We start from the raw sequence: 12458 nt of genomic DNA, 5'->3' as shown, positions 1-12458 counted from the left end.
TTTGTGTGGAAACTTGAGCATCCCATGTCGTCCCCCATTCTGTCACTCTTGTCTCACTGTGATATCCCCCATATATCAACTCTTCAGGACTTTTCTGCACCACTAAGCTCAGTCATGATGAAAATGTAAAATGCAACTGTGTAGATTAATAATTTCTCAAATATTGATTTGGTATGCATACTATTACTCAAAAGTCAACAAAAAGAGCTTGGGCAGGTGCGATCGCCAAACCAGCAACAGAATTTCCCCCTACCCAATTGCCAATTCTCTCTGGAAAAGTCCCAAATGGTTTGCGTGGTAGTCTTTACCGCAATGGCCCGGCGCGGCTAGAACGCGGTGGTATGCGCGTAGGGCACTGGTTTGATGGAGATGGCGCGATTCTTGGCGTGCATTTCACCGATGCAGGAGTGACGGGAGTTTATCGCTATGTGCAAACAGCAGAATATCAAGCTGAAACTAAAGCAGATAAATTCCTTTATGGTGTTTATGGTATGCACACGCCGGGGCCGATTTGGAAGCGGTGGAATCAGCAAATTAAGAATGCAGCTAATACTTCAGTGTTGGCTTTACCCGATAAACTGTTGGCTTTGTGGGAAGCAACTCAACCTTATGCCCTTGATTTGCAAACTGTAGAAACAAAGGGATTAGATGATTTAGGTGGTTTGGATAATGGGTTACCTTATTCTGCTCATTACAAACGCGATCCACATACAGGCGAAATTTATAATTTTGGCATCAGTCTAGGAAGTTTTGTACAACTGAATCTCTATAAAAGCGATGCCTCTGGCAAAATTATTCAAAAATCTACTTTCAAATTAGATCGCTATTCAATAATACATGATTTTGTTTTAACCCAAAGATATTTGGTATTTTTCATGCCACCAATGCGGATGAAAATGCTGTCATTTCTAGTAGGTTTAACTACTTTTAGTGATTCTTTATTATGGGAACCAAAATTAGGAACTCAGGTATTAATTTTTGACAGAGAAAACTTATCTTTAGTCAGTCGTGGCGAAACCGAACCTTGGTTTAATTGGCATTTTGGTAATGGCTATGAAAATCAAGACGGTTCGGTGATTTTAGATGTGGTGCGATATTCAGATTTTCAACAAAGTAATGAATATCTTAGAGAGTTTGCAACTGGTGAGACGCACACAAATTCTCATGGAACATTATGGCAAGTGCATCTTAATCTTCAAACTGCCAAAGTGACAGCAAGCGACGAAGTTATCAACCGCGTTTGTGAATTTCCTGTGGTGCCACGAGCGCAAGTTGCACAACCTTGGCGTTATACTTATGTGGCATTGCTTCCACAAAGAATGAATCCAGGTAAAGAATGGTTCAGTGCGATCGCTCGTTTTGATTACAAAACTGAAACCCTTACTGAGGTAGACTTAGGAGAAAATATCTATACCTCAGAACCCATCTACGCCCAAGATAGTCAAAATCCCGAACAAGGTTGGGTATTAGTCGTAGTTTATGATGGTAATTCTGATAAGAGTGAAGTTTGGATATTTGATAGCGACCTAGATGCAGAACCAGTTTGTAAACTAGGATTACCTAGCGTAATTCCTCACAGTTTCCACGGTACTTGGAACCCAGCATAAATTTTCCACTAATCCAAAATCCAAAATCTCAAATCCAAAATTGTTTCGTCTTATGCAATTACAAGAACAACGTCAATATTCTCCCGCAGAATATCTAGAATTAGAGGTCATTTCAGACTATCGTAATGAATATATAGATGGTCAAATTATACCTATGACAGGTGGAACACCAAATCACAATCAAATAGCTCTGAATCTGAGTGCATCTTTGAATTTTGCTTTGAAGCGGCAGCCTTATCGAGTTTTCGTAGCTGAACAACGTTTATGGATTCCTAAAAAGCGAATTCATACATATCCAGATGTCATGGTTGTTGCAGGTTCATTAGAATTTGCTGAAGGACGTACAGATACAATTACCAATCCTTTGATAATTGCTGAAGTGCTATCTAAATCTACTAGAAGTTATGATGTAGATGAAAAATTTGCCGCTTATCGTAGCATACCAAGTTTTCAAGAATATGTCTTAATAGACCAGTACACACATCATGTAGAGCAGTATTATAAAACTGACAACAAAAAATGGATTTTTTCAGAATACGAAGATGAGAATAGTATTTTAACCCTATCCTCTATTCAATTTGAAATCTCATTATTAGATATTTACGATAAAGTTGACTTTGAGATTAAAGAATAATCTCACTGTAGTTTATATAAAATAATAAATAGACCTCTTGCAAAAAACACTTTTGCAAGAGGTGGGAAAAGGGATACATGTTAAAAGGGAAAGGAAAATACCAAACCTTTTCCCCTTTCCCCGACTTCTGCAAGAAGTCTAATAACAACACAATAATTAAACTCGCGTCCAAGAATTTGAAAAGAAAATGGAAAAATTGCATTTCTTGAATTCTTCTTTGCGTCTACCCTTCTCCTTCGGAGACGCTACGCGAACGGGAACGGCTTTGCCGAATGCGTCTCTGCGTGAGACTAATCCACATTTGCACTCAGCAACGCGAAAATATAATATTCTATTAAAATTTAGATCGGGGAATTTGGAGGGAGTCGCACAGTGGTTGATGATGAACGCATAGTCAATGCAGAACAGATTCATCCAAGGGACTTTTCCTGGCGATTATGGCCTCTTGTGCCACTCTACCCTTATGGTAGGCGGCGGACAATCCGCAAAGAAGTCCTTAAGGATACAATCTGGAATTTTGACCAGATTCAAGGCATCTTTTACGTTGTCGTACCAATTCGCATGACTGTGGTTAAGCTTCAAACAGGCGGTCTTTTAGTTTATGCCCCTGTTGCGCCTACCCCAGAGTGCATCCGGCTTGTGAATGAGTTGGTAGCCGAACATGGTAATGTCAAATATATCATTCTGCCAACTGTCTCCGGTCTAGAACACAAGGTTTTCGTTGGCCCCTTCGCCAGATATTTCCCCACTGCACAGGTGTTTGTAGCTCCAAATCAATGGAGTTTCCCGCTAAATCTCCCCCTTAGTTGGCTTGGCTTACCCGCAAAACGCACTCAGCTACTTCCAGAAGATAGTAGCAAAACACCCTTTGCTGATGAGTTTGATTATGCCATGCTCGGCCCCATCTACCTTGGAACTGGTCGGTTTGCGGAAGTTGCTTTTTTTCACAAGCGATCGCATTCTCTCCTTGTAACAGATTCAGTACTTTCGATTCCAGAAGATCCGCCTGCGATCGTCCAATTAGATCCATATCCGTTGCTATTCCATGCCAAGGATAATGCTTGTGATATTGTTGCAGACATTCAAGCAAATCGCCGCAAGGGATGGCAGCGTATCTGCTTGTTTGCTTTATACTTTAAACCAAACGGTTTAGAAATACGTCCTTGGGGTAAGGTGTTCCAAGATGCCTTCAAAGCATCAGAACGCTCGAAAAAAGCTTATTTTGGATTGTATCCCTTTAAATGGCAGGACTGGCAGCGATCGTTTGATGCCCTACGGGGCAACGGTCGGTTGTTTGTAGCACCAATTTTACAGACGCTAATTCTCAATCGCGCACCCAAAGAAACCATCAACTGGGCTGATAAAGTTGCAAGTTGGGACTTTGAGTGGATTATTCCTTGCCACTTTGATGCACCGATTAAAGCCCAGCCTTATGAGTTTCGTCAAGCTTTCTCATTCTTAGAAAAACAGCCTAGTTTTGGTGCCGATGTGTTTAACAGTAACACCTATCCGTTACCAGAAGAGGATTTTAAAACACTTAAGGAAATCGACGTAAGTTTAAATAAATTTAGCATCGTCCCGCCAGCAAAGGAGAAGGTGTAGGAAAAAACGCAAAATAGTTCCAAGTTAGAAGTAAAGAATTCCCCACTCGCCACTCACCACTTCCCATTGAATATCAGTGGTAAACTAAAACAACTTTCATAAAAAGTCAATAAGTCTTTATTTTCGTTAGAGTTGGGATAATAAGCAAAGTGTGAGGATTGATACTAAATGCGAGTATTGCTGGTGTATCCAATATTTCCCAAAACCTTTTGGTCATATGAAAAAATTTTGGAATTAGTCGATCGCAAGGTTTTATTACCACCTCTAGGTTTAGTAACAGTAGCAGCAATTCTGCCCCAAGAATGGGAATTTAAGCTAGTAGATCGCAACATTCGTCCAGTAACAGAAGAGGAATGGGCGTGGGCAGATCTAGTCATCTTGTCGGCGATGATTGTCCAAAAACAAGATTTACTCGACCAAATCCAAGAAGCAAAGCGGCGTGGTAAGTTGGTTGCAGTCGGCGGTCCTTACCCGACTTCTGTACCTCACGAAGTCCAAAATGTGGGTGCAGATTTCCTAATTTTGGATGAAGGCGAAATTACTTTGCCGATGTTTATCGAGGCAATTCAAAGGGGAGAAACATCTGGCATTTTTCGTGCCACAGAAAAACCAGATGTCACAAGCACACCAATACCCCGCTTTGATTTATTAGAATTGGATGCCTATGATATGATGTCCGTGCAGTTTTCGCGGGGGTGTCCCTTCCAGTGCGAATTTTGTGACATCATTGTTCTCTACGGCCGCAAACCACGTACCAAAACCCCAGCCCAACTATTAGCAGAGTTAGATTACCTCTATGAACTAGGTTGGCGGCGGGGTGTGTTCATGGTAGATGATAACTTCATTGGCAACAAACGCAATGTGAAATTGTTGCTTAAAGAGTTAAAAGTCTGGATGGCAGAACATAAATATCCCTTCCGATTTGACACTGAAGCCTCAGTGGACTTGGCACAAGACGCAGAAATGTTGGAATTAATGGTTGAGTGCGGTTTCTCCGCGGTGTTTTTGGGAATCGAAACGCCGGATGAAGATAGTTTGCAACTGACCAAGAAGTTTCAAAACACTCGCAATTCTTTAACTGAGGCAGTGCAAACCATCACCAAAGCTGGATTGCGCCCGATGGCTGGGTTTATTATTGGATTTGATGGCGAAAAAGCCGGTGCAGGCGATCGCATTGTCCGCTTTGCAGAAGAAGCAGCAATTCCTTCAACTACTTTTGCCATGTTACAAGCGTTACCCAATACCGCGCTGTGGCATCGCCTGAAAAAAGAAGGACGACTCCGGGAAAATCAAGATGGCAACATCAACCAAACAACTTTGATGAACTTTCTTCCCACCCGTCCTTTAGAAGAACTTGCCAGAGAATATATTGAGGCATTTTGTACTTTATACGACCCAGTTAAATACTTGGATCGCACCTACCGCTGCTTCTTGATGATGGGTTTACCAAGTTGGAAAGCACCAGCTAAAATGCCAGAGTGGGTAGTTATAAAAGCCTTGTTAATTGTGATTTGGCGACAAGGAATCAAACGCGAAACCCGTTGGAAATTCTGGCATCATTTATTTAGCATTCTCAAACGTAACCCCGGAGTTATTGAGCATTACATCGCTGCTTGTGCCCACAACGAGCATTTTCTAGAATATCGCCAAATTGTCCGCGATCAAATTGAAAGTCAGCTAGCAGAATATCTGGCGCAGGGTGCAGAAAAACCCTACGTGCCAGTCAAAGAAAAAGCTGAAGCGGTAGTTAGTTAAACATAGTAACGGTTAATAGGTAAAAGTGAAAAAATTACTTATTAGCCGTTACCATTTTATTTTAAATTTACCTGAATTTTTTTGTGACATAACACTATTTTATCTAGGTAAATTAAAATGAATTTGTCGTTTAAAGACATAAAGTTTATCATTGAAGCTATCGATGGTCTGATTGAGAAATACCAAGAACGACGCAATCAAATCGAAGATATCCATGAGGACGAAGCTTCCGATCTTGGTAATGATACTATGTTTTTAGAGTCACTTCGTAGAAAACTAGCGAATAGTTTGAATAACAGTACTAATACCAATGCCTTGGTAGATAATGAAGTTGCCCAACCATCACTGAATGCTATAAGACAAGCTGCAAGAGGAGCAAAGGCAGTAGACCCAGGTAATGAAGTTGTCCAACCATCATTTAATGCTATGCCAGAAAAGCCGCGATCGCAGTAAAGACGAATATCAATAATTCCTAATTCAGTCAAGCGGTGCGTTACGCCTTTGGGGTAACACACCATACAAAAACTATTTTGCTTTTGCAATCCCAGTTATTTCAAAAATAAGCTCTGCTGCTTTACTCATTAACGAAGTGTTAATTTCAAGTTGATAATTACCTTGTTTTAAAACCTCTGTTACAACTTTCGCCAAATCTGCATTACCTTTCCTCGCGCCCAAACCATTAATTGCACATTCAATTTGCCTCACACCACAACTTAAAGCGATGAGTGAATTATCTACCGCCATGCTCAAGTCATCGTGACAGTGTACTGAAACTACAACTTCATTAATATTGGGCACTCGATTAAAAATCATTTGTAGAAGTTGCGAAAACTCTTTTGGCGATGCTAGACCTAAACTATCAGGAATGCTAATAGTCGTGGCACCACTTTTTATTGCAGTTTCAATAGATTTACACAAAAAATCAGGCTCACTTCTAGGAGCATCAAAAGCACTCCATTCTACATCGTCACAGTAATTGCGTGCTAAAGATACACAATCAAAGATTGTTGCTAATACTTCTTCTTGACTTAATTTAGATTGATTTTTCAGATTTACCGGAGTATAAGTGTGAATTCTACCTTTGATAGCTGGTTTAATTGCTTCAGCAACAGCCGTTATTTCATTTGGGTTTGAACTCGCTAGCCCACAAATAGTAGAATTTTTAATTATTTGAGAAATCTGAAAGACTTCATCAAAATCTTTTTGATAACTTCCTGGATAACCAACTTCAATAATATCTACTCCCATTTCTTCGAGCAATTGGGAGATTGTAATTTTTTGTTGCAAATTCATTTTGACACCAGGCGTCAATTCTCCATCACGCATAGTGGTATCAAAAATAATTACTTTGTTATTATTTATTGACATATTGACTAGAGAAAGCGATCGCTAACATCAAATACAATTTTAAGAAATATCCGCTAAAGATGCTAATAAAAATAAAGCTTCAGAAGTATTATCTCAAGCTATCAAAGATATTCAAAGCGTTGAGACGATGGAAGGGAAAGCCCAAGCTTTGGCTTTAGCGATCGCTAATTATCCTATGAGCGGCGAGCCAGAGAAAATCGATACTGTTTTATCAGAAGCATTATGCAAAAATTAGGATCTAAACTATAGCAAGTTTAACGTTGAAAAAAGTTGTGATTAATCTACGCCCCGCTACCTCTGCTGATTTGGATTTGTTGCGATACTGGGATGAGAAACCTCATGTGATTTCCTCAGATCCTAACGACGACTGGGGATGGGAAGTGGAACTTGAACGCACTCCCGATTGGAGAGAGCAATTAATTGCTGAAATTGATGGTCGTCCTATCGGATTTATCCAGATCATCGATCCAGCACATGAGGAGAGCAAGTATTGGGGTGATGTCACGGAAAATATTCGCGCCATTGATATCTGGATTGGAGAAGAGACCGATTTGGGCAAAGGGTATGGAACGAAAATGATGCAGTTAGCAATTACCCGATGTTTTGCAGACTCATCTGTGACGGCTATATTCATCGATCCTCTGGCTAGTAATACTCGCGCCCACCGCTTTTATGAACGTCTTGGCTTCCAATTTCTCGAACATCGGAGATTTGGCGACGATGAGTGCTTTGTTTATCGTCTGAGCCGAGCAAATTGGCATCATCAAAGTGAGATGGCCAAATGATAATTTGGGATTTTTCATTATATTTCAGGACTTACGCACAGGTCACGGATTTACGCCCCTACTCAGGACTCAGCAATGTTTTGGTGAGGGATTTGCTCAAGACAATTGGCAAAATCCACACCATAAAGTATTCGGTTTGAGTCAGCAGCGAAAATAACTGCTTGTTAGCTTAGAGGAGTGTTAATTGCAAGCTCAATCCTTACTCATAGTGAGAAATATCAACAAGAGGTTCTAAGGCTGGCAGTAAAAACTGTAGGTCTTAAGCTTTACAGAAAAGTTTGATGCGAAGAAAAAACTGGCTTTTAATAACAGGGCTTGCCCTTTTAATTTTGACTATGGTTGTGCAAAGAGAATTTATGGATAAAACTCATACTGTCACGGGAATGTATATATTCGGCGACAGTCTTTCAGATACAGGAATGGTATTCCAAGCCACAGGAAGAATGTATCCACCTAATGCAACTTATTTTCAGGGGCGTTACTCCAATGGTCGAGTGTGGATTGAGTATCTAAGCGATCGCTTGCATTTTTCTCCTAAACAAACTAACAATTTTGCTTACGGAGGAGCAACCACTGGCAGTACTAGCAACAGTTATGTACCTAGTTTACTCAACCAAGTGCAGTCGTTTACCCAAACATATAAAAAGGCCAATTCGGATGGTTTATATGTTTTATGGGCAGGGGCAAATGATTATTTGCAAGGGGTAAGCAATGCAACTGTTCCTGTAAACAATCTGATTAGTGCAATTAACTTGCTAACTGATATAGGTGTCCGAAAGATTTTGTTAGCCAATTTACCAGATTTGGGACAGCTACCTGCGACGAGAAACACTACTAATTCTGTGAATTTGAGTGCATTAACACAAGCACATAATCAAAGCTTAAGACGCTCACTCAAGGTATTGATTCAACAAAATCCCCAGCTTCAGATTGCGACTTTAGATGCTAACAGCTTATACCGAGATGCAATAACAAATCCAGCAGCATTTGGTTTTACAAATGTCATCGGTTCCTGTGTATCTGGCTCTAGTATCTGTAATAATCCAGAGCATTTTTTGTTCTGGGATGGTATTCATCCCACAACTGCGGCTCATCGCATTATAGGAGAAAATGCTTTTACAACCATTCAAGAAGCAGGGATAATTCGTTCTGAATTGGTTCCTTGAACAAGAATTCAGGAGTGGAGCTAAAGACGTTCCGCTCTTGAATTCTGTTTTGATAAATCTGCACTTGCAGGGAAAGTTAACCTTAGCTAGCCAGTGTCAGCAGATGCAGTCATCGCGCGATCGCTTTACCGCCGACTGCGAAAACCTTGTTTTCCATTAACTTGGTCGAAGAGTACATCGTATTTATCAAAAAATGCAATTCCAGGATTGACAAATATACTCGTTTGTAATTGTGGTGAGATACTCAAATTCCAGCGATTAAATCCGTCGCGGTTTCCTGGTTTGAGGCTGTAATCAAAAATGCCATTCATTGCTACTTTCACAGTATTTGCTGAACCCAGCACTCCTGGTTTGAGTTTTCCTGCTGTAGAAGCTGACTTGAATTCAGTTAAACCATTAATAGTTCCAGTATCAGCGATCGCTATGGCATTACAAGAATTTTTGGCAGAACTCCCAGCTAGAGTTAAACAAACTTTGCCCAGCCGAGAGTCCCATCTGCTACCAGGTACACCATTAATTTCGGGTTGTTGAGTCCAAGAGGCCATTTTGAAACCTGCTTGATTCTGGGGAGTTAAACCAAGAATTAGGCTGCCATTTTTGTTAGTAGCACCATTTCCCACGACAATAAATCCGTTACTTAAATTGCCTGGTAATTTTCTCAACGGGTTATAGGGAAGTGACTTTTCAAAATAGTTGACGCCAATAACACCGGAAAATGGCGCACCACTTTTTGCTGAACAATTGGGTTTTTGGGGGATACATTGGCGACTAGTAACAACCTGTACGGGAACGGGTTCTGCGGTGGGAATCAAACCAAACCGGACATTAGTATAAACTAATTCGCCTTCTAAGACAGTACCATCACTTAATTCCTCCTTGATAGTTTGGCCTGTTCTTTGGATGGGAGAATTGCCTAAAAACTCTTGGGGAACTCTTAACCCTGCTGAGCCTGTATCTAATAAAACACGTTTTGGTTGACCATTGGCGATCGCCACCTCCAGAAAATAGCCGCGAACGCGCTGGCCAAGGGAAGGCTTTGGATATAAAGGTAGGGATACGGTGTTAAAAGTTGGCTCGCGGGGTGTATTTTGGGAGATGTCGCGCAATGCTGAATTAGGAAAAAGAGCCGCAAATGCCGACTGGCGTTGGGGTGCTGGTTCAGGTGCGATATCCCAAAGGCTTTCATAGTAGAAAAAGCCGATACCTAAGCCGCGCTGTTGGGCTGCTACTACCTGAGATTGGATTTGTGCTATGGAAACTGGGCGATTTCGTAACCCCGCCATAATCCCGATACCAGTTGGGATGACTTGTTGAGTTTCTAAAATTTCTGGGCGGGTAATTTGACCGATAAAACTTTCTAAATCATTACGGTATACCTGCATAACCAACTCATCAACAATACCCAACCTTACCCAGTTGAGCCAGTCTTGCAGTTGCAGTTTGTAAGCAAAATCATAGTAATTGGGAGCAACCGAGAAGATAGCATTCGGTTTTTGAGCTTTCACACTTTGATAGAGGTCTACCATGAAGGCAGTAATTTTATCTGCCCGCCATTTTATCCATGCTTGGGCTTGGGGATTGGATGGAGGAGGATTCCCCGTTTCTTGAGTATATAGACTAATCGTGTACTTATCGTAACCAAAATCTACAGGTAAACTCGTATGGTCGTCAAATTGAACGCCATCAGCATTGTATTTCGTAATTACTTCCATCACGAGTTCGCGGATAAAGTTTTGCACTTGGGGGTGAAAGGGATTCAACCACGCTACTTCACCGGCAGCACTAATTGAAGTTTGAGTCCCATCCTGCTTTTGTGTTAGCCAATCTGGATGCTGTGATGCCAGTTCTGAAGTTAGAGGAACCATGAAACCAAATTCAAACCAGGGTATTGCTAGTAACCCTTGGCTGCGGGCTTGACTAATAATGTCTGCAATGACATCTTGTCCCTCTGTTCCCTTGAAGAAAAAAGGAATACCCTTTTTCTGCATGATGGCGCTGGGGTATTGTGTATAACCGTCATTCCAGACTACCGGATAAACAGTATTAAAGTTTAACTTTCGCAGTTGGCTCATGGCATCTTGGACTTGTGAGCGATTTCTAAAAACGCTAAAATCGTTACCACTGAGCCACACGCCCCGAATTTCTTGGCGAGGTAGTTGGGCAACAGCAGGGGCAAAGCTGTTGAGTTGCAATACTGCAAAGAATGATATTAGGCACAATAATGGCAGCAGACGCTTTTTTAAAAGCCACCAAGCTCGTTTCATCAAAGACGACGCTACACCAAGCTTACTTAGACTTAGCAGTACCCGTCTGTTAACAGGTTTAAATAGTAAATTATTTAGAGTCGCATTAATTTCTCTGCTTTTTTCCCAAAACTGAGTTGTCATTACTTCTATTTACTCAACGTCGGTTAATTGGTTACATTCCATTCCATATAAATGTTAAATTGCTACACCAGGAAAACTGATACAGCAATTTAGCAGCAACATAGTTGACGCAGTTATAAGGTTAGTAGTGCCAGAAAAAAATGTTTCAAATGTAGGGGAACTGTAACAAATAAAAACGATGACTGTTGAGTGATGACTGTTTTGAATTTTGAATTGTTAATGTTGTGGTATCCTTAAACCCATGAATTTCAAACCTCACCAAAGTACTTTTGACGAGAAACTAAGCGCAGGTATTGGGCTGTTCCTTGGACTGCTGTTTATTGGGGGCGGTTTTTGGGTACGTAACATAATCGCGCACGAAATTGCAACGCTAAAGGAAACACGGGGTACCGTGGTAGACAGCATTAGTCGTCGCGATCGCAGCAGTCAGAACAATCAAGAAAAAGAAACCTATGCACCAGTTATCGAGTTTCTAGCCAACGGCGAACGCACTCGCTTGACAGGCAGTTATGAGTCTTATCGCTCCAGCAACGGCAAGATGGTGGTAGTACGTTACGATCCTAAACAACCGATAAAGACTGCGCGTGTAGTGAATTCCCTTGAAGGCTTAGTACCTTGGGGTATGTTTGGTATGGGTGGATTAGCTGTTGTTTGTAGCCTGGGCGCATTTTTGCCTGTACGCTGGTCTTCAGGTGAGTAACCGAAAATTTAGTAATTTGATAAGTCTTTAAACGGCGTTGCTGAATCAGAATATGAAATGCCAAAATTACCTTTCCTTTTCTTTGTACCTTTGCGCCTTTGCGACTTTGCGTGAGACAAATTCATATTTTCAATCAGCAACGCCCTTTAAACGTACATAATATTACTAAGAATTAGGCTTTTTTGATTTTCGTGGTGATTTTGGCGGCGTTCGGTGTGCGCCAAAGTATTTCTCACTGCGGTAACGCAACCACACCCGCAACACTTGGGGAATTTGTTCTTTTTGTTCTTTGCTGAGGGTGTTGTAAAGGGCTAAGGCGCGATCGCGTTCGCCCCGACAAGCAGCATTGTTGTGAGCATCCCAATAACTGCGAGCTACTCTAATCCGCCGACAGACTTCTTTAATCAGCTCATCTCCGGTAAGTGGAGTATCTTGCTTGGTCATACTCAAATAC

11 protein-coding genes are annotated in these 12458 nt (G+C 41.2%); 8 read left to right on the top strand and 3 right to left on the bottom strand.

Annotated elements, in window-relative coordinates:
• Positions 1–173: 173 nt before the first annotated feature.
• The 5 genes from H6H03_RS34960 to H6H03_RS34940 all read left to right on the top strand — a co-directional run bounded on the left by H6H03_RS34960 (position 174) and on the right by H6H03_RS34940 (position 6051).
• Positions 174–1607 carry a carotenoid oxygenase family protein gene (locus H6H03_RS34960; RefSeq protein WP_190959607.1) on the top strand — a complete coding sequence of 478 codons (1434 nt, stop codon included), beginning with the start codon at positions 174–176 and terminating at the stop codon, positions 1605–1607.
• A gap of 52 nt (positions 1608–1659) precedes the next feature.
• Entirely contained in the window at positions 1660–2241 is a 582-nt protein-coding gene (locus H6H03_RS34955; RefSeq protein ID WP_190959606.1) for a Uma2 family endonuclease, read from the top strand.
• Positions 2242–2613: 372 nt separating this feature from the next.
• Positions 2614–3843: a DUF4336 domain-containing protein gene (locus H6H03_RS34950; RefSeq protein WP_190959605.1), complete on the top strand. Its 1230-nt coding sequence runs from the start codon at positions 2614–2616 to the stop codon at positions 3841–3843.
• 168 nt (positions 3844–4011) lie between these two features.
• Positions 4012–5598 carry a B12-binding domain-containing radical SAM protein gene (locus H6H03_RS34945; RefSeq protein ID WP_190959604.1) on the top strand — a complete coding sequence of 529 codons (1587 nt, stop codon included), beginning with the start codon at positions 4012–4014 and terminating at the stop codon, positions 5596–5598.
• Positions 5599–5715: 117 nt separating this feature from the next.
• Positions 5716–6051, top strand: a complete 336-nt coding sequence (locus H6H03_RS34940) for a hypothetical protein (RefSeq protein ID WP_190959603.1) — start codon at positions 5716–5718, stop codon at positions 6049–6051.
• A gap of 72 nt (positions 6052–6123) precedes the next feature.
• Here the strand turns inward: H6H03_RS34940 and H6H03_RS34935 are convergent, their stop codons facing one another.
• Positions 6124–6966 (bottom strand): 2-isopropylmalate synthase, encoded by an 843-nt coding sequence (locus H6H03_RS34935; RefSeq protein WP_190959602.1) that lies wholly within the window; start codon positions 6964–6966, stop codon positions 6124–6126.
• 272 nt (positions 6967–7238) lie between these two features.
• On the opposite strand from H6H03_RS34935, the gene H6H03_RS34930 reads away from it, so the two are divergent.
• Together H6H03_RS34930 and H6H03_RS34925 are read left to right on the top strand one after the other, a co-directional pair.
• Positions 7239–7751 carry a GNAT family N-acetyltransferase gene (locus tag H6H03_RS34930; protein WP_190959601.1) on the top strand — a complete coding sequence of 171 codons (513 nt, stop codon included), beginning with the start codon at positions 7239–7241 and terminating at the stop codon, positions 7749–7751.
• A 356-nt stretch (positions 7752–8107) separates the two neighbouring features.
• Positions 8108–8917 (top strand): SGNH/GDSL hydrolase family protein, encoded by an 810-nt coding sequence (locus H6H03_RS34925; protein ID WP_242058132.1) that lies wholly within the window; start codon positions 8108–8110, stop codon positions 8915–8917.
• 125 nt (positions 8918–9042) lie between these two features.
• Here H6H03_RS34925 and H6H03_RS34920 read toward each other — a convergent pair whose 3' ends face one another.
• On the bottom strand, positions 9043–11304 hold the full coding sequence (locus H6H03_RS34920; RefSeq protein ID WP_190959599.1) for a family 10 glycosylhydrolase: 2262 nt from the start codon (positions 11302–11304) through the stop codon (positions 9043–9045).
• A 241-nt stretch (positions 11305–11545) separates the two neighbouring features.
• On the opposite strand from H6H03_RS34920, the gene H6H03_RS34915 reads away from it, so the two are divergent.
• Positions 11546–12004 (top strand): DUF3592 domain-containing protein, encoded by a 459-nt coding sequence (locus tag H6H03_RS34915; protein ID WP_190959598.1) that lies wholly within the window; start codon positions 11546–11548, stop codon positions 12002–12004.
• A 165-nt stretch (positions 12005–12169) separates the two neighbouring features.
• Here H6H03_RS34915 and H6H03_RS34910 read toward each other — a convergent pair whose 3' ends face one another.
• Entirely contained in the window at positions 12170–12448 is a 279-nt protein-coding gene (locus H6H03_RS34910; RefSeq protein WP_190959597.1) for a Precorrin-3B methylase, read from the bottom strand.
• Between the last annotated feature and the right edge of the window lie 10 nt (positions 12449–12458).

The sequence above is a fragment of the Nostoc paludosum FACHB-159 genome (genome assembly GCF_014698835.1).
GTDB lineage: Bacteria > Cyanobacteriota > Cyanobacteriia > Cyanobacteriales > Nostocaceae > Nostoc > Nostoc paludosum.
The sequence above is the reverse complement of the archived record's forward strand: the minus strand, read 5'-3'. Positions and strand labels throughout refer to the sequence as shown.